Raw genomic sequence first — 18,721 nt, forward strand, 5'->3', positions numbered from 1 at the left:
CCCCGATTGAATATCGGAATCATGTTTTAACAACCTTAACGGCGTAATACTAAATTGTCCCAATTTTGGGGGTCACATCACAGAGCCATTGGCTCTGGTCTTTTTACATGCTTATTTCTTAGTCAGCGTACTGGTCAAGAATTTCGTTCAGCTTTTCCTTTGGAGTGTAGCCAGTCAAGCGGTCAACCACTTGCCCGTCCTTCTTGATCAAGAGGGTTGGGATGGCCATGATGCCAAAGTTCTTGGGCGTTTCCGGGTTGTCGTCAACGTCCATCTTAGTGAAGTGCACGTCTTGTCTTTCTTCAGCCAAAGCTTCGATGACTGGTGACTGCATCCGGCAAGGACCGCACCAGGTTGCCCAAAAGTCAACCAGAACTAAGCCATCCTTGGTTTCTTCTTCAAAAGTTGCGTCAGTAATTTCATCTACCATATAAATACCTCAAATTCGTTAATCTGAAAAACATTATTATCTACTTACTGCTTTAAGTTTACTAGACTTACTTACTTTTTGCAAGTAGATTGCCTACTTTAAGGTCACGATCGTGGCCCCAGTCCCGCCTTCATTGGCTGGCGCGTAGCTGTAGTTCTTGACATGCTTGTTGCGCTTGAGATACTGCTGGACCCCCTGCCGGATGGCCCCGGTCCCGATCCCGTGGATGATCGTGACCGTGCTAAGGCCGGACAAAAGGATGGTGTCAAAGTACCGGTCCAAATTGACCATGGCCTCTTCATAGCGCTGCCCTCTAAGATCCAAGGAACTGCGGGCCCGGCTGGACCGGGAGGCAGAAGTGGCCCGTCTTTGGGCCTGCTGCTTCTGCCCGGCGGCCAGCTTGTCGATGTCCCTGTCGGTCACCTTGAGCTTGATCCGGCCCAAGGAAACCTCATAGTCATGCTCACCCAACTGCTTGGTCACCGTCCCGGTCTGCCCGTAAGACAGGACCTTGACCTTGTCACCTACCTGGACGTGGTGGCGTTTCTTTTCCTTTTGCAGGACCTTGTTTTTGGCCAGATTGTCCTCCTGCTTGGCCAGCTGGTTGAATTTGCCCTTGGCGTCCATCAGCTGGTTGGTCTTGACCTGCATCCCTTCCTTGCGGGCTTCCTCCAGCTCGGCGATGATCTTGTCGGCCTTCTTGCGCTTCTTGGCCACGATTTCATTGGCCCGGTCCAAGGCAAAGTCCAGCTGCTTTTGGACCCGCTGGTTGTAGATATCCAGGGCATCCTGCAGCTTCTTTTCCAGCTGCTTGGCCCGGTCCAGGCTGGTCTGCAGCTTCTGCTTGTTTTCCGTGACCAGTTTGGTCTGCTTGTTTAATTCGTCGATCATGTGGTTGATGTCAGAATCATCGCTGCTCATCAGCTTCTCAGCCCCGGCCACCACGTCTTCCCGCATGCCCAGCCGGCGGGCAATGGCAAAGGCATTACTGTGACCCGGGATCCCCATCTGCAGGCGGTAGGTCGGCGACAGGGTCTTGATGTCAAATTCCATGGAGGCGTTGGTGGTCCGCTCTCTGTTATAGCCATAGAGCTTGAGTTCCGGGTAGTGGGTCGTGACGATGATCTTGGCCCCCTTCTTTCTGAAGAAGTCCAAAATTGAGATGGCCAGGCGGGCCCCTTCTTCCGGGTCGGTCCCGGCCCCGATTTCGTCGATCAGGACCAGGCTTTGGTCGCTGACACGCTTCATGATCGCCACGATATCGTTGATATGGGATGAAAAAGTACTCAGCGACTGCTCGATTGACTGTTCGTCCCCAATATCAGCAAAAATCTGGTCAAAAACCGCCACGCTGGAGCCCTCATTAGCCGGAATAAAGAGACCGGACTGGGCCATCAGCTGGAGCAAGCCTGCCGTCTTCAAAGTGATCGTTTTACCACCAGTGTTGGGCCCGGTGATCAAAATCGTGTCAAAGTCCTGGCCTAAAGCAATGTCATTGGCCACGACCTTGTCTGGATCAATCAAGGGGTGACGGGCCCCCAGAAGCTTAAAGGACTGGTCAGCAGACAAAGCCGGCTGGCTGGCCCGCATCTGCTTGGCCAGCTTGGCCTTGGCCTGGAGGAAGTCCAATTCGCTTAAAGCCCCGGCCACCCGCTTGATAGCTTCCATTTCTTCTCTGGCGTCCAGAGACAGTTCATGCAGAACCCGGTGGATTTCCTGCCGCTCTTCAGCCAGCAAGTTTTGCAGGCGGTTGTTTAACGGCAGGATGGCAGCCGGTTCAACAAACAAGGTCTGGCCAGAGGCACTTTGGTCGTGGACCACCCCGCCGAACTTGTAGCGGTATTCCTGCTTGACCGGGATAACGTAGCGGTCGTCCCGGATGGTCACGATCTGCTCAGACAGGTACTGGCCGTTCTTGCCCTTGGTGTAGGCGGTCATCTTTTCCTTGATTTCCGCTTCCGTGGCCAGGCGGCCGTGGCGTAGGCGAGCCAGGTCAGCTGAAGCGGTATCCAGGACTTCCCCGTCATAAGTCAGCGAAGTCCGCAGGCGCCGGTAAAGGTCATCCGGCAATTCCAGGTCATCCAGCAAAGTTTCAATCGCCGCCAGGTCCAAGGTCTTATTTTCTTCCGCGTCTTCTACAAAGCGGCTGCTTTCCTGGGCCAGGGTGAAAATCAGCAGGATATTGCCTAATTCCAGGGCGTTCAAGTCGGCCTTGACCTTCAAACGCTTGAGGCTGGGCGCAACATCTTGAAAGTCGGTCAAAGGCAGCTGGCCCTTGATCCGGTCCAAGTCAACCAGGGCCTTGGTTTCGCTTAAGGCCCGGCTGACCGTCTCCCGGTCGCTGGCGGGCTGGAGGTTCAAGGCCTTGCTCTTGGCCGGAGCCGTTACCGCTTGTTCAGCCAGGCGGCTGCTAATTTCCTGGTATTCCAGAATGTCTAAAATTTTATGATTCATCATCTCAGTAATTTTATCTAAAAAATTTTCCTAACAAAAAAAGCGGGCTAAGCACCCGCTTCTTTCTTATTCTGCAGAATCCTCACCGCTCAAACGGTCATCTTCAAGGAAGGTGTTGAGCACCCCTTGAACCATGTCCCATTCAGCGTCAGAAGTGATTTCGTGCAGGTCGCTGCTGGTTACGTCGCCATCTTCATCGGCGTCGTAGCTGAAAGCCTGGACTTCAATTTCGTCGTCATCTTCTACAGCTGCCGGGTAAAGCAGGATGTAGGACTTGTCATTGTCGTCAGAATGAAAAGTAAACAATACTTCAAATAATTCTTCGTTGCCGTCTTCATCGATCAAGGTCAATTGTCTGTCTTGATCTTCGGCGCTAACTTCAAAAGCCATAGTTATTCCTTTCGCTGTAAATCCAAATAGTTCTGCAAAATCAACACAGCTGCCATTTGGTCAACGACCTCCTTGCGCTGCCGGCGATCATGCATTCCCGCCTCTTCAACCAAAATCCTCTCTGAGGCCACGGTCGTCAAGCGTTCATCGTCATAGTAGACTGGCAAGCCGAACTTCTGCTCCAGGCGCTCGCCCATGGCCTTGCTCCGGCTGACCGACCGGCCGGCCGTTCCGTCCATGTTCTTAGGCAGGCCCAGGACAAAGCCGTCCGCTTCATATTCGCGGACCAGCTTCTTTAAAGACCGCATGCCGAAATTGTGCCGGTCTTCATCAATCGGGATCGTCATCACTGCCTGGGCGGTGATGCCCAAGGGATCACTGACGGCCACCCCGATGGTCTTGGAGCCGACGTCCAAACCCAGCAGGCGCATTACTTGTCCTTGTCCAGGTAGCTCTTGACCAGTTCTTCGATTATTTCATCGCGTTCGTGCTTCAAGATCAGGTTCCGGGCGTCGTTGTGGCGTGGGATGTACGCTGGGTCGCCTGAAAGCAGGTAACCCACGATTTGGTTGATCGGGCTGTAGCCCTTTTCTTCCAGGGCCTTGTATACGTCTTCCAGAGTGTCGCGGATGTTCTTTCCCTTATTCTGATTAAAATCAAAGTGCATCGTCTTATCAAGCGAACTCATTGTTATTCCCCCTCTTTTGTCTATTCTACTTAAAAATTTTCCTTAACTCAATTATTTTAGCTTAATTAGTCCAGCTGGCTAACTGCAGCATCGATGGCATCCTGCAGGCCTTCTGGCTTCTTGCCGCCGGCTTGGGCCATGTTTGGCCGGCCGCCGCCGCCACCGCCAAAGATAGCAGCCACGCTCTTGATCAAGTCGCCGGCCTTCAGACCCTTGTCCAGGGCCTTTTGGCCCAGGCTGATCAGCATGTTGGCCTTGTCTTCAGACTTAGCGCCCAGGATCAAGACGTCAGACTTGCCTTCGCTCTTCCATTGGTCAGCGATTTCCCGCAAGTCGTTCATCCCCTTGACGTCAGCGATCGTAGCGATAACCGTCAAGTCACCAACCGTCTTGACCTGATCAAAGATCTTGCCGGCCTTGGAAGCGTTGATTTGGGCTTTGTAAGCGGCGTTTTGCTTTTCAGCGCTTCTGAGTTCTTCTTGCAGGCTGGCAATCTTGCTTTGGATGTCGTCAGCCTTAGTGGCCTTAACTTGAGCCTGGATCTGGTCCAGGATGTCTGAGCGGCCAGCTAAGTATTCGTAAGCCAGCTTGGAAGTTACGGCTTCAATTCTTCTGACCCCGGCACCGATGGCTTGTTCAGAAATAATCTTGAAGACGCCGATTTGGGAGGTGTTGTCACAGTGAGTACCCCCGCAGAATTCGATGGAGAAGTCATCCATTTGCACGACTCTGACCTTATCAGTGTACTTGTCGTCAAACAGAGCCAAGGCCCCCATCTTCTTACCGGTTTCCGGATCAGTTTCCGTGGTCTTGACTTGAATTGCTTCCCAGATCTTTTCGTTGACGATCTTTTCAACGTTCTTCAATTCTCTTGGCGTGATTGGGTCAAGGGAAGTGAAGTCGAATCTCAAGTAGTCTGGTTCAACAACTGACCCGGCCTGGTGGGTGTGTTCACCCAATACTTGCCGCAAGGCGGCGTGCAAGAGGTGGGTAGCTGAGTGAGAGTGGCGGAGGCCTTCCCGGCGCGCCCGGTCAATCTTCAGCTTGTAGGTCTGCCCCTTTACAAGTGGCAGGATCACGTCGACAAAGTGCAGGTTCTGGTCGTTAGGCGCGTGCTGAACGTCAACTACCCGGGCAACTAAGTTGCCTTCCTGGTCGTAGATGTCACCGTGGTCAGCCACCTGGCCGCCCCGTTCAGCGTAAAATGGCGTCTTATCGAAGATCAAGGTTGCCTTTTCACCGTCAGCCTTGTCCACCAGCTTGTCGTCAACGATGATGTCAACCAGCTGGCTTTCTTCTTCATAGACCCCGTATTCAAAGACGCTCTTGTCCTTGATTTTCATCAAGGTTTCGTCTTGTGAACCCATGGATTGCAGGTTACCCCGGGCCTTGCGGGCACGTTCCTTCTGCGCTTCCATTTCGGCGTCAAAGCCATCCTTGTCAACCTTCAAGCCCTTGTCTTCAGCAGCTTCAACCGTCAATTCGTATGGGAAGCCGTAAGTGTCGAACATCTTGAAGGCGTCCTTGCCGGAGATGGTCTTGTCTTCGCTTTTTTCGGCCTTGTCGATCAAGTCGTCCAGCAAAGTCAAGCCGGCTTCCAAAGTTACATCGAAGCGGTCTTCTTCGTTCTTGATGACCTTGCTGATGAATTCAGCCTGGTCGCTGACTTCTGGGTAGTGACTCCTCATGATGTCGCCGACAACTGGCACCAGCTTGTAAAGAAAGGCGCCGTCGATGCCCAGCTTGCGGCCGTTCAAGGCTGCCCGCCGCAAAAGCCGGCGCAAAACGTAGCCGCGGCCAGTGTTGCCTGGCAGAGCCCCGTCACCGATGGCAAAGGAGATAGCCCGGATGTGGTCAGCGATAATCTTGAAGGAAGTGTCGTCAGCCTTGTTTGCGCCGTACTTCTTGCCCGCGCTCATTTCTTCAGTAGCGTGGATGATTGGCAGGAAGAGGTCGGTTTCAAAGTTGGTCGGGGCATCTTGCAGGATAGACAGGACACGTTCCAGACCCATCCCGGTATCGATGTTCTTGTGTGGCTGTTCAACGTAGCTGCCGTCTGGCAGGTGGTTGAATTCTGAAAAGACGATGTTCCAGATTTCCAGGTAACGGGCGTTTTCCCCGCCTGGGTAGTTTTCCGGGTCGTCTTCTGGCACGTCATTGTTTTCCTGGCCACGGTCGTAGAAGATTTCTGAGTCAGGACCACATGGGCCTTCACCGATGTCCCAGAAGTTGTCTTCCAATTGCACGATGTGGCTTTCCGGCAAGCCGACGACTTCATGCCAGATCCGGTGAGCTTCAGTATCCTTAGGGTAAACAGTTACGTAAAGCTTGTCCTTGTCCAGGTCCAGCCAGTCAGGACTGGTCAAAAATTCCCAGGCCCAAGGAATCGCTTCTTCCTTGAAGTAGTCACCAACTGAGAAGTTGCCCAGCATTTCAAACAAGGTTTGGTGGCGGGCAGTCTTACCGACGTTTTCAATGTCGTTGGTTCTGATTGACTTTTGTGAGCTGGTAATCCGGCGGTTCTTTGGCACAACTGAGCCGTCGAAGTACTTCTTCATGGTTGCCACCCCGGAGTTGATCCAGAGCAAAGTCGGGTCATCCTTTGGAATCAAGCTGGCTGACTGCATGACCATGTGGCCGTGTTCAGCAAAAAAGTCGAGGAACATTTGCCGAAATTCTGAACTGTTTAACTTTTTCATCAAAATCTCCTAAAAACACAAAAAACAAGCATGTTTGCCTTCTTCAAGGACGCTCTAGACGCGGTACCACCTTGATTGCAACAATGCTTGTTACCTCTTGGTTATCTTAAATTAATCACTTTAAGGAGCATTTCCTGCCTGGTGATAAACCCTTCCCAGCTGCCGGTTCTCTCTTTGAATCGCCCAGACAGAAAACATATCTTAAACGTCCCTAATTTTACTACTTATAGAAAAAATGTCAACGGTTTTGCTCGCGCTTGCGCTTACGGAGGCGCTTTTGGTGGCGCATTTCGTGGCGGGCTTCAATCTTCCGCTTCTTGCGGTTATTTTCTTGAATCGCCTGCTTGATCTTCTTCTTATAGCCAGGCTTGCGCTTGGACTTGACCTTCTTGACCACGCCCCTCATGTGGGGGTCAAGCTGGCGGTTTGCAGCCGTCCGGTTGTCCCGGCGGCGGTAGTGAGTCCGCGGAGCGAGTGACCCGTCCTTGATTTCAACGAAGTCAAAGTGAACGCCCATGTGCTCCAAGGCCCCCACCCGGTTCATCTCTTCTTCCCTGACCAAAGTCACGGCGTGGCCCGGCAGGCCGTTCCGGCCAGTCCGGCCGATCCGGTGGATAATGAATTCCAGCTCCTTGGGAATCTCATAGTTGATCACCAGGCTGACGCCAGGCAGGTCGATCCCCCGGGCAGCCAGGTCGCTGGCGACGACATACTGGTACTGGCCGGCCCGGACTTCCCGCAGGGTCCGCTTTCTTTCCCGTTCGGTAATGCCGCCGTGGATCTTGGCCACCTTAAGCCCTTGCTTAGTCAGGTAGTCAGCCAGTTCGTCAACCATCTGCTTGGTATTGGCGAAAACCAGGGCCAGGTAAGGCTGGCCCATGGTCAAAAGCTTGTAGACGATCTTCTTTCTGTCCTTGCTGCCAATGTCCAAGAGATCGTTTTTGATGGTTGGGGCAATAACTGCCGGATTGTCGATCACGATTTCTTCCGGCTTGGCCATGTACTTGCGTAAAAAGTTGGTCAGCTTGACCGGAATCGTGGCTGAAAAGGCGGACATGACCACGTCCTTTGGCAGGCGGGCGGCAATCTTGTCCACATCGGCCAGGAAGCCCAAGTCCAGGGTCATATCGGCTTCGTCGATGACAAAGTTCTTGACCTGGTCCAAAAGCAGGATCTTCTTGTCAGCAAAGTCCAAAAGCCGGCCCGGCGTAGCGATAACCAACTGGGGCTTGTTCTGTTCAAGTCTGGCGATCTGCCGGTCCCGGTCGCTGCCCCCGGCCAGGTGGGCAATGGCGATGTTTAAGCCGGAATTATCCCGCAGCTGGCGGGCCACCCGGTAGAGCTGGTCAGCCAGTTCCCGGCTGGGAGCCGTGACGATGGCCTGGACATAGCGGGCGTCTTCATCAATGGCGTTTAAAATCGGGATCAAGTAGGCGTGGGTCTTCCCGCTCCCCGTAGCCGCCTGGACGATCACGCTTTCGCCTTTCAGCATGGCCGGGATGACTTTTTCCTGCACCGGAGTCGGTTTAGCAAAGCCGATCTTGGCCAGGCCCTGGCGGATTTCGCTTCTTAAGCGGGTATCAGTAAAAATGCTATTCATGGTCTTCCTTGTATTTCTTGGTTACTTCAACTAATTCCTGAAAAATCTGGTCGATTTCCACCTGGTCATGGGCCGTTGCCCCAGAGGCTAATTCATGGCCTCCCCCGTCGTGGGCTTCAGCCAGCTTGTGGATGTGCGGCCCCTTTGACCGGTAGTGGACCCGGTAAGTACCGTCTTCTTTTTCCACGATGACCAGCCAGGTCAGAATCCCCTTGATCCGGCCCGGGGTTGAAACAGTGACTGAAGCTTGCGGCTGGGTAACGCCCAGGGCCTTTAAGTCAGCCTGGCTAATTACGGCGATAGCGACCAGCCCGCTTTCGTCCAGCTGCATTTTCTCCAGGGCCAGGCTCTGCAGCTTGGCTTGCTGGAAGGTAACTTCACTTTCGTTTCTGGCAATTTGGGAGATGTCGATCCCCGTCTCCATCAAGCGGGATACTACTTCGAAAGTGTGGGCGCTGGTCGCGTCATACATAAAGCGGCCAGTGTCACCGATAATACCGGCGTAGAGGGCCAGGGCGATTTCCTGGTTAAGGGGCAGGCCTTCTGCTTCGATAAAGTCAGCGATGATTTCACAGGAAGCAGCGGCTTTTGAGTCAACGTAAGACATGTCAGCATATGGGTCAACGTCCGGGTGGTGGTCAATCTTGATCAGGTAGTCCCCCAGCCGGTAGCGCTGGTCAGAGATCCGCGGCGTGTTGGCCGTGTCAGTCGTGATCACCAGGGCGCCTTGGTAGTCTTCATCCTTGACTTCGTCCATGGTGTTGATCCAGTCCAGGTCACCGACGTCATTTTCCCCGGTGCAGAGAATCTTCTTGTCCGGGAACTGCAGGCGCAGGCTCTTGGCTAAAGCGGCCTGGGAGCCGATAGCGTCCGGGTCGGGATTGGTGTGCCGGTGGAGGATAATGGTTGGATACTGCTTAATCTTACTAAATATTTCGTCAAAAGTGTTCATCGCGGGGTCCTTTCTGCCTTATGAGTTCAAAATTTCATTTTAGCAAAAAATCAGCCTTTTAGCTATTCATCTGCAAAAAGACTGATTTCCTGGTAATGTTTTTCTTCAAGTTCGCCGGCTGACAGGCCCAAGAGGCGGATGCCTTCAGCCAGGAATTCCGGTTCCCGGGCCAGGAGCTCCTTGGCCAGCTGGTAAAAGACTTCCGGGTCACTGGTCGGCTGGATCTGCTGCCGGCGGGTGATAGTTTTAAAATTGCGGTCGCGGACCTTTAAAACGACCACCCGGGCTAAAAGATTTCTCTCCTTTAGTTCAGCCGCCACCGTCTGGCTGAAGTCCTTTAAGTAGGCATCAGCTCGGTCCGGGTCATAGATTACCAGTTCAAAAGTCCGCTCCTTGCCCAGGGACTTGCGCTGCCTGGAGGCTTGGACGGGGCTTAAGTCAATGCCATAAGCATGCAGGGCCATGTAGTAGCCGGACTTCTTATAGTCTTTTAAAAGGCGGCTGAGCCCGTAATTTCTGATGTCGCGGCCGGTCAAAACTCCGGCTTCCTTTAGCCGCTCCTGGGTCTTCTTGCCGATGCCGGGGAATCTCTTGATCTCCTGCCTGTCTAAAAAGTCCTGGGCCCGGTCCGGGGCAAGATAAGTGCGGCCAAAAGGCTTGGCGTATTCTGACCCCATCTTGGCCAAAAACTTGTTGTAGCTGACCCCAAAAGATGAGGTCAAATGCAGTTGACGGAAGATCTGCTCTTGCAAATAGCTGGCCAGCTCCAGGGCGCTTTTGCCGGGGATCTTGCTCCGGGTCACGTCCATATATGCTTCGTCCAGCGCCACGCTTTCGATCTGGTCGGTCAGTTCGTGCATTAAGCCGTGCACTTGCCCGGAAACCCGGTGGTATTTCGCGAAATCGGGTTCAACGAAAACCAGTTCTTCAGCTGGAATCAGCTTGACGGCTTGGGCGGCCGCCATGGCTGACCCGACCCCGTACTTTCTGGCCCGGTAGTTGGCGGTGGCGATCACGCCATGGCCGCCAGTTTTCCGGGGGTCCCGGGCAATCACGACTGCCTTATTCGCCAATTCCGGCCGGTCCCGCATTTCAACTGAAGCATAGAAAGCGTCCATGTCCAAGTGGATGATCCGGCGGGAAAAATCGTTCCTGGGCAAAAGGTCAATATCGGCCATTACTTGTAGATCCAGCCATCCTCAGGATCCGCAAAGATCTTGCTTGTATCCGGCCCCATGCCGTAAGGACGGTACTTGACCGGCTTTTCGCCGGCAGCGTTTTGCTTTTGCCAGGCAGCTTCAACCGCGTCCACGAATCTCCAATACTGCTTCAGTTCTTCCCACTTGGTAAAGTTGGTGGAGTCGTTGACAAAGACGTCGTGGATCAAACGTTCATAGCCGTCTGGCACCTCAGCTTGTTCATCTTCGCTGTAGCGGTAGCGGAATCTTTCAAGACGGAGGTCACCGCCAGCAACAATCTTGCCGTTTAAGCGGAAGTATACCTGGTTGACCGGGTCAATCTCAATAGTCAGTACGTTGGTCTTAGCCTTATCGCCATACAGGCCAGCTTCATCCTTAAAGACCACGTCCACCCGGGTCTTCTTTTCCCGCATTTCCTTGCCAGTTCGGAAGTAAATCGGCACGCCAGCCAAAGGCCCCTTGCTAAATTCCAAACGGCCAGCCACGTAAGTTTCCGTCTTGGAGTCTTCTGCCACGTTCGGCTCTTTGACATATTCAAAAGTGGTTTCCGTCCCCAGATACTGGCCGCGGATGATGTTTTCGCTGACGGCTTTTTCATCTGGGATAACTAAAGATGCCAAAAGGTCTTCTTTAGCCGCGTGGATGGCCTTGTCAGACAAGTCTTTTGGCTCCGGCATGGCCAAAAGGGTGATGATCTGCATGATGTGGTTCTGAACCATGTCCCGCAGGGCACCGGAGTTGTTATAGTAGCCGCCCCGGCCTTCAACGCCCAGCCGTTCAGCCAGGGTAACCTGGACATTTTTAACCGCGTCGGCGTTCCAAATCCGCTTAAACAAGGAGTTGCCAAAGCGCAGAGGCAGGATATTCTGCACCATTTCCTTACCCAGGTAGTGGTCGATTCGGAAGACCTGGTCTTCAGCAAAAGAATTGCGGATCTGCTGGTTCAAGACTTCCGCACTGGCCAGGTCAGTCCCGAATGGCTTCTCAACCACCAGGCGGTTGAAACCGGTCCCGGTCAAATGCTGGTCGGCAATGTGTTCGGCAATCGTCCCAAAGAAGCTTGGGGCCATGGCCATGTAGAAGATGCGGTTGCCGCCGCATTCATAGCGCTCATCCAGTTCCTGGGCCAATTGCTTCAAAGTTACGTAGTGTTCAACGTTGGTTACGTCGTGGGACTGGTAGTAAAAGTGGCTGGCAAATTCCGTCAGCTGCACTTCGTCGACCTCTTCCCAGCTTTCATGAACAGCTTGGGCCACCTGCTCGCGCAGGTATTCATGCGACCATGGCCGCCGGGCAGTGCCGATAACGGCAAAATTGTCGTGAATGACATTCCGGCGGTAGAGATTGAAGAGGGCCGGATAGATCTTGCGGTGGGCCAGGTCGCCGCTGCCGCCGAAAAGGATCATTACTGTTGGAATATTGTTCATTATAGTACCTCAAAAAAATCAACTACTAACTATTTTAGCCATTTATCGGCGCAGGCAAAGCAAAAACGTCCCCGAAGGAACGTTTTGTTCGTTTATTCTTGACTGTCTTTGTCTTCTGCTTCTTCAGTCTTGGCTGCTTCAGCCTTTTCTTCTGCTGGCTTGGCTGCTTCAGCTTCACTTGCGTCAGCTTGCTTCAAAACAGTTCTGACTGCCAGTCTGGAGAAGGTTAGGTAAATGCCGTCAGCGTCCAAGACGATAGTCTTGTCAGCATCGTTGATTGAGTCGATCTTGCCGCGCAGGCCGTCGACCATTTCCACGCTGTCGCCCTTCTTGAGCTGATTCATCATTTCCTGGCGCTGCTGTTGCTGCTTCTTTTGCGGCTTGATCATCGTAAAGTAAGTAAAACCAAACAAAACGGCCAGCATAACCAGCATGAAGATGCTGCTGCCAGCACCGCTGTTGGCTGCGGCTAATGCAAAAGTATTCAAATTATCCACCTCATAAAATTTATTTGCCGCTTTTTGGCAGATGCCAAAAGGCTTTAACGAACATTATACTGTAAAACAGATTTTTTTGCTATTCTTCCTCGCCCGGCAGGGGCAAATTCAGCTGCTGGTAGGCCTTCTGGGTCACTACCCGCCCCCTTGGGGTCATGACGATAAAGCCGTTTTGCAAAAGATATGGCTCATACAGGGACTCGATCGTCTCCCGGTCTTCCCCGATATTGGAAGCCAGGGTCCGGATCCCGACCGGTCCGCCCCCATAGCTTAAGATCATGGTTCTCAGCAGCTTGCGGTCAGTCTGGTCCAAGCCGGCACTGTCGACTTGCAGCTGCTTTAAGGCCATGGCCGTGGTTTCCAGGGAGATTTCTTTTTCTCCCTTGACTTCCGCAAAGTCCCGCACCCGCTTTAAAAGGCGGTTGGCCACCCGGGGCGTTCCCCGGGACCGGCGGGCCAGTTCATGGGCAGCTTGCGGGGAAATCTTGGTGTGAAAGACCTCGCTTGAGCGGAGGATGATTTTTTTCAAGTCTTCGACCTGGTAGTACTGCATGTGCTCAACGATCCCGAAGCGGTCGCGCAGAGGCGCCGACAACTGCCCGGCCAGGGTGGTTGCCCCAATCAAGGTAAAAGGCGGCAGAGGCAAGTGGATGGCATGAGTCGTCTGCCCTTCCCCAACCACGATATCGATGTAAAAGTCTTCCATGGCTGAATAGAGGACTTCTTCAACCGGCTTGGCCAGGCGGTGGATTTCGTCGATAAACAAGACATCCCCCGGCTCAAGGTCAGTTAAGAGGGCCACCAGGTCCCCGGCCCGCTCGATGGCCGGACCGCTGGTGCTTTTTAAGTTGACCCCCAATTCATTGGCAATAACAAAGGCCAGGGTGGTTTTACCTAAACCTGGCGGGCCATAAAGAAGGACATGGTCCAGGGCCTCGTCACGCTGGCGGGCGGCCTGGATGTAGACTTCCATGTCCTTTTTGACATGCCCTTGCCCGATATACTGGCTGAGCAGCTGGGGCCGTAAGGACAGTTCCACCGCTTCCTCGCCTTCGGCGGCTTCCTGGCTGGTCAAATGTTCTTCCGTCATTTCCCTTTACCCCCTTATTTCTTCAGCAAAAGGCCCAGCCCCTGCTTGATGTATTCGTCAGCGGACATTTCCGGCAATTTCTTCAGTTTCGGCTTGATCCGGTCAACTTCCTTTTGACTGTAGCCCAAAGCCCCAAGGGCCAGGAGAGCGTCTTCCAGGGCTGGGAAAACAGACTTAACCGGTTCATCTTCGGTAAAGAGGTTTTCCGCCACATAGTTGCCCATCTTCCCCCGCAAGTCCAGGACGATCTGGGATGCCGTCTTCTTGCCGATCCCCGGGAAACGGGTCAAGTAGGAAACTTCGCCGCTCTCAATGGCGGAAGCCAGGGCTCCGTTGTCTTCAGCGGCCATGATGGCCAGGGCAGACTTAGGACCGATCCCGGAAACTTCATTAAGCTTGTTGAAGAGGACCTTGTCTTGCTGGCTCTTGAAGCCGTAGAGGGTAATCCCGTTTTCTCGGACGACCTGTTCAACGTAGATCCGGGCCTTGTCCCCATCTTTATAGGCATAAGGGGTCGGGGTCAGGATCCGGTAGCCGATCCCAGCCACTTCAATCACGACATAGGCCGGATTAACCACGGTAATGGTGCCCTCAAAATACTCGTACATCTAGTTTTGTCACTTCCCTTTCTTAAAAAGCTTGCTTAAATCATTCTGGCTCAAGCGGACGACGGCGACCTGGCCGCTGGCATCCCGGTAAGGGTCGCTGGCCGTCTGCAAACGGAGCAGCAGATCGGCGGCTTCAGCGCCGGTTAAATTGACCCGGCGGGAAACATTGCTTTCCGCCGCCTTAGCGGCCACCAGCTTCAAGAGACTTTTTCCATCGTTTTCCCGGCTGGACAAGAGCTGGTCCAAGAGCTCCCTGACCTGCACGGTGACTTCCCCTTTCAGCCAGGTTGGGTAAGAGTGCATCAAGAGGGTGTTCTGGCCAAAGTCTTCCATCTCCAGGCCCAGCTGGCGCAAAAGGGGCAGCTGGTCTTTTAATTTCTGGTAGTCATAGACGCTGAAATCAAAGACCAAAGGCTCAAGCAAGCCTTGCTGGTAGTTCTCGTCTTTTTCCAGGCTGGCTAAAATCTGGTCGTACTCCAGCCGTCTTCTGGCCGCCACCTGGTCAAGCAGGTAAAGGTCGCCCCCGTGTTCAGCCAGGAGATATCCCCCCATCTGGCCCAAAAGGCGCAGGGCCGGCAGGTGTTGCCTTAGCAGCTGGTCAGCCTTTGACGTGACCGGGCTAGTGGCTTTCTCTCCGCCCGCAAAAGGCGGCAGGGCCGTCTGTTCCTTGACATGTTGGTCCCAGCTCTTGGTTAAGACATATTGGTCATCTTCTCTGACCTGGTTTAAGTCCACGTATTCCGGAGCAGAAGTTTTTTCTTCTTTCTCTTCTTGTTTAATTTCTTTCTTCTCTGCTGTTTCTTTTGTTTCTTTTGTCTCTGTTTCTTTTTTATTAGTTATATCTGTTTTGCCTTCCGGCTCAGCCACCTGGGAGACTTCCAGCTGGAAGTCATCTGGCCGGCGGGTGTCGACCACGTTTGGTTTTAAGTTGAATTCCAATTGGTCCAACTGGGTCTTGTCTTTAAAAGGAGTCAGCTGAAAAAGCGGGCTGGCCTCGTCCTCATCCATTAAAGCCTCAGTCACGGCACTGGTGATCAAGCGGCTGAGCTCTTTTTCCTTGGACAGGCGGACTTCTTCCTTAGTCGGGTGGACATTGACGTCGACTAAGAGGGGATCAGCCTCAATCGCCAAGACCGCGATCGGGTACTTGCCCCCCAATTTGTTGCCGTAGCCGTCCAAAAGGGCACTGGAGAGCTGGTAGTTCTTGATGTAGCGGCCATTGAGCAAAATCGAGATAAAGTTGCGGGATGACCGGGTCAAGTTTGCTCCTGACACCAGGCCATAGAGGGTAAAGTCCGGGTCCTCATTTTCCACCGTCAGCATTTTTTCGGCGACTTTGCGGCCATAAATATTGGCCACGTCTTGCTTTAAGTTGCCGTTACCGGGCGTTCTGAGCAAGACTTTCCCGTCGCTGGCCAAAGTCAGGCTGATTTCCGGGTGCCCCAGGGCAATCCGGTTGACAATATCCACAATCTTCAAGAGTTCAGTCTTCGGGCTCTTCAGATACTTCAGCCGGGCCGGAGTATTGTAAAAAATATCCCCGACCGTGATCTTGGTTCCCTTAGCGCTGCCGGCATCTTCCTGGAACTTTTTCACCCCGCCGGCAAAAGCTGCCCGGGTGGCCGTCTGCCCGTCAGTTGAAGTCAAAATTTCCACATGGGCTACGGCCGCGATGGAAGCTAGGGCTTCCCCTCTAAAGCCCAAGGTCGCGATATTGAACAAGTCATGCTCATCTTGAATCTTGCTGGTCGCGTGCCGCATAAAAGCCAGGTCAACCTGGTCCGGGGCAATCCCGCTGCCGTTGTCTTGGACAGAAATCTGCTTTAAGCCCGAATGCTGGACTTCAACCCTGATCCGGCTGGCCTGGGCATCGATCGCGTTTTCGACCAGTTCCTTGACCACGCTGGCCGGCCGCTCGATAACTTCCCCGGCCGCGATCTGGTTGGTCAGATTTTCTGAAAGTTCATGAATTTTCGCCATTATTCTTCCTTCAAGGCCTGCTGCCAGTCAGCTACCAGCTGCATGACTTCCAGCGGCGTCTTTTCATTCAAGTTGACCTGGCTGATCTCGTCTAACAGTTCCTCCTGCTCTGCCTTGAGCGGGTTCTCTTCCACTACTTCCACCGGACTGAAGAGGTCCAGCTGCTGGCGGCTTGGGTTGATCTCCCGGGCTCCTTCTGCTTCCAGGCGCTTGAGCATGCTGGAGGCTTCTCTTAAAACGGCCCGCGGCAGGCCAGCCAATTTGGCCACGTGGATCCCGTAAGACTGGTCGGCTGGTCCTGGCAAAATCTTGTGCAGGAAGATCAGCTGGCCGTTTTCTTCCGTTGCTCCGACGTGGATGTTCTTTAAGTGCGGCAAGGTTTCGTCCAGTTCAGTCAGTTCATGGTAGTGGGTGGCAAAAAGGGTCTTGGCGCCAACCTTGTCATGCAGGTACTTGATAATCGCCCCGGCCAAGGCCATCCCGTCGTAAGTGGCCGTCCCCCGGCCGATTTCGTCAAACAGGACCAAAGACCGGCTGGAAGCGTGCTGGAGAGCCTCATTGGCCTCGCTCATTTCCACCATGAAGGTGGACTTGCCGGAGTAGAGGTCGTCAGCGGCCCCGATCCGGGTGAAGACCTGGTCAAAAACTGGCAGCTTGGCGCTGTCTGCCGGGACGAAGGAGCCGATCTGGGCCATGATGGCGATTAAGGCCAGCTGCCTCATGTAGGTGCTCTTACCAGACATGTTTGGCCCCGTGATGAGGTAGATACTGGTGTCTTCATCCATGACCAGGTCGTTAGGGATATAGGAGCCAGCTGGTAAAACTGCCTCAACAACCGGGTGGCGGCCGTTCTTAACGGCGATTTCGTTTTTGCTGGAAAAACTTGGCCGGCAGTAATTTTTCTCTTCAGCATCCTGGGCAAAGGCCACGAAGACGTCCAGGGCCGCCAATTGCCGGCCCAGTTCCTGCAAGGCCGGGATATGGGCCTTGACAGCCTCTCTCAGCTGGCTGAAGAGCTCGTATTCCAGGTCAGTTGACCGGCTCTCAGCTTCCAGAATCAAGTTTTCGTGTTCCTTTAATTCCGGGGTAATGTAGCGCTCAGCATTGGTCAGGGTCTGCTTTCTGGTGTAGCGGTCCTGGGGCACTTTAGCGACATTCCCCTTGCTGACTTGGATGAAGTAGCCAAAGACCCGGTTGTAGCCGATCTTCAGATTATCGATCCCGGTTCTCTGCCGCTCTTCCATTTCCATCTGGGCCAGCCACTTTTTCCCGCCATTCATGGCTTCTCTGTACTTGTCCAGGTCCTCGCTGACCCCGGCCCGGATAATGCCGCCTTCTTTAGCCGAAATCGGCGGCTGGTCAACTAAGCAGTTAGTGATGCTCTCAGCAAGTTCACTTTGCGGGTCGATCCCCTGCCCGTATTTTTCCAGGTCTGGATTGCCCGATTCGGCCAGGGCCTGGATGATCAACTTGGTCGCCTCTAGGCTTTTCGCCAGTTGCAAGAGCTCACGGGGGTTGACATTGCCAAAAGCCACCCGGCCGCTCAACCGTTCCAGGTCGTAGACTCCCTTCAAGGAGTCAACGATATTTTCCCTGGTAAAGTAGTCGTCCAACAGGGCTTGCACCATCTGCTGGCGCTGCTTAATCCGGTCTAAAGACAAGAGCGGCCGGCTCAGCCACTGCTTTAAAAGCCGGCCCCCCATAGCCGTGGTGGTCTTGTCCAAAACCCAGAATAAAGAGCCCTGCTTCCTGCCAGTCGTGGCTGACTGGGTCAGTTCCAGATTCCGCTGGACAGTGTTGGCCATCTGTAAATACTGGCCGATTTCAAAGCTTTCCGCCACTTGCAGGTGAGCTAGGCTCCGCTTCTGCGTGGCCAAAAGGTAAACGACCAGCTGGCGGACGGCGGCTTTTTCCATAGAGTCAGTCAGTTTCTGCTGGACATAGGAAATTTCCGCGTGCTCGCCTTCCAGTTCTGCCGGTTCAGACACGGTGATGTTGGCCTTTTGCAGTCTGTCCCGGTCGCTGGCGCTAAGGTTGCCAGCAAAAACGACTTCCCGGGTTCTCAAAGACAGGAGCTCGTTGACCACCTCGGCGTAGCGCTTGACGTGGGTGACAAAAATCTCCCCGGTCGACAGGTCGCTGTAAGCCAGGCCATAGCCGCCGGCCTTTTCAACCACGCTGGTCAGGTAGTTGCTTTCCTGGCTGTCGTCTGGCCCCTGGGCCATCTTGGTGCCGGGAGTAACCAGCTGGATGATCCCCCGCTTGACCATCCCCTTGGCCTTCTTCGGGTCTTCCAATTGCTCGCAGATGGCCACCTTGTAGCCTTTTTCCACTAAAGTGTTGACATAAGAATCAACCGCCATGTGGGGCACCCCGGCCATGGGAATCGGGTTTTCCGACTTATTTGACCGGTGAGTCAGGGTCAACTCTAAAATCTGTGATCCCTTGATGGCATCGTCTTCATAGAGTTCGTAAAAATCTCCCACCCGGTAGAAGAGAAAGGCATCCGGGTACTGGTCTTTAATCTGGTAATATTGCTCCATCATTGGAGTCGTGGCTTTTCTTGGCATAAAAACTCCCTCGCTTATCGTATGCTTTCAATTATACAGCATTTCGCCGGCCTGCTTGCCTTGTCTGCACGCAAAAAGAGCCCAGCCAAAGCTGGACCCTTCTTACAGTAATTCTTGTGTGTGTTAATTTTCAGTAT

At 53.6% G+C, this 18,721-nt stretch carries 15 protein-coding genes; all 15 read right to left on the reverse strand.

Going from position 1 to position 18,721, the window contains the following annotated elements; genetic code table 11:
• Positions 1–118 precede the first annotated feature (118 nt).
• On the reverse strand, positions 119–430 hold the full coding sequence (trxA, locus tag FD23_RS02030) for a thioredoxin (protein WP_025895496.1): 312 nt from the start codon (positions 428–430) through the stop codon (positions 119–121).
• Between the two features lie 93 nt (positions 431–523).
• Positions 524–2,884 (reverse strand): endonuclease MutS2, encoded by a 2,361-nt coding sequence (locus FD23_RS02035; RefSeq protein ID WP_025895497.1) that lies wholly within the window; start codon positions 2,882–2,884, stop codon positions 524–526.
• A gap of 66 nt (positions 2,885–2,950) precedes the next feature.
• On the reverse strand, positions 2,951–3,274 hold the full coding sequence (locus tag FD23_RS02040; RefSeq protein WP_016396732.1) for a DUF1292 domain-containing protein: 324 nt from the start codon (positions 3,272–3,274) through the stop codon (positions 2,951–2,953).
• A 2-nt stretch (positions 3,275–3,276) separates the two neighbouring features.
• A complete protein-coding gene (gene ruvX, locus FD23_RS02045) occupies positions 3,277–3,705 on the reverse strand; it encodes a Holliday junction resolvase RuvX (RefSeq protein WP_002876575.1) in 429 nt (142 codons plus the stop codon).
• Positions 3,705–3,962, reverse strand: coding sequence for an IreB family regulatory phosphoprotein (locus tag FD23_RS02050; protein WP_003615719.1), 258 nt, complete (start codon positions 3,960–3,962; stop codon positions 3,705–3,707). Before FD23_RS02050 ends, ruvX begins: the two co-directional genes overlap by 1 nt.
• A 65-nt stretch (positions 3,963–4,027) precedes the next feature.
• The gene (gene alaS, locus FD23_RS02055) at positions 4,028–6,661 is read right to left on the reverse strand and encodes an alanine--tRNA ligase (protein WP_025895498.1); all 2,634 of its coding nucleotides are present in this window, start codon (positions 6,659–6,661) and stop codon (positions 4,028–4,030) included.
• 238 nt (positions 6,662–6,899) lie between these two features.
• Entirely contained in the window at positions 6,900–8,261 is a 1,362-nt protein-coding gene (locus FD23_RS02060) for a DEAD/DEAH box helicase (RefSeq protein ID WP_025895499.1), read from the reverse strand.
• The gene (locus FD23_RS02065; RefSeq protein ID WP_052933729.1) at positions 8,254–9,213 is read right to left on the reverse strand and encodes a DHH family phosphoesterase; all 960 of its coding nucleotides are present in this window, start codon (positions 9,211–9,213) and stop codon (positions 8,254–8,256) included. Before FD23_RS02065 ends, FD23_RS02060 begins: the two co-directional genes overlap by 8 nt.
• 62 nt (positions 9,214–9,275) lie before the next feature.
• Positions 9,276–10,391 (reverse strand): DNA polymerase IV, encoded by a 1,116-nt coding sequence (gene dinB / locus FD23_RS02070; protein WP_052933730.1) that lies wholly within the window; start codon positions 10,389–10,391, stop codon positions 9,276–9,278.
• Positions 10,391–11,839, reverse strand: a complete 1,449-nt coding sequence (gene zwf / locus FD23_RS02075; protein ID WP_025895500.1) for a glucose-6-phosphate dehydrogenase — start codon at positions 11,837–11,839, stop codon at positions 10,391–10,393. The genes dinB and zwf overlap by 1 nt, the downstream gene beginning before the upstream one ends.
• Before the next feature lie 92 nt (positions 11,840–11,931).
• A complete protein-coding gene (gene yajC, locus FD23_RS02080; protein WP_025895501.1) occupies positions 11,932–12,327 on the reverse strand; it encodes a preprotein translocase subunit YajC in 396 nt (131 codons plus the stop codon).
• A gap of 88 nt (positions 12,328–12,415) precedes the next feature.
• Positions 12,416–13,426, reverse strand: coding sequence for a Holliday junction branch migration DNA helicase RuvB (gene ruvB, locus FD23_RS02085; protein WP_025895502.1), 1,011 nt, complete (start codon positions 13,424–13,426; stop codon positions 12,416–12,418).
• Positions 13,427–13,440: 14 nt separating this feature from the next.
• Positions 13,441–14,034: a Holliday junction branch migration protein RuvA gene (ruvA, locus tag FD23_RS02090; protein WP_025895503.1), complete on the reverse strand. Its 594-nt coding sequence runs from the start codon at positions 14,032–14,034 to the stop codon at positions 13,441–13,443.
• Between the two features lie 9 nt (positions 14,035–14,043).
• A complete protein-coding gene (gene mutL, locus FD23_RS02095; RefSeq protein WP_025895504.1) occupies positions 14,044–16,014 on the reverse strand; it encodes a DNA mismatch repair endonuclease MutL in 1,971 nt (656 codons plus the stop codon).
• Positions 16,014–18,584 (reverse strand): DNA mismatch repair protein MutS, encoded by a 2,571-nt coding sequence (gene mutS, locus FD23_RS02100; RefSeq protein WP_025895505.1) that lies wholly within the window; start codon positions 18,582–18,584, stop codon positions 16,014–16,016. Before mutS ends, mutL begins: the two co-directional genes overlap by 1 nt.
• Positions 18,585–18,721 lie beyond the last annotated feature (137 nt).

This window comes from Lactobacillus delbrueckii subsp. delbrueckii DSM 20074 = JCM 1012, from assembly GCF_001433875.1.
GTDB lineage: Bacteria > Bacillota > Bacilli > Lactobacillales > Lactobacillaceae > Lactobacillus > Lactobacillus delbrueckii.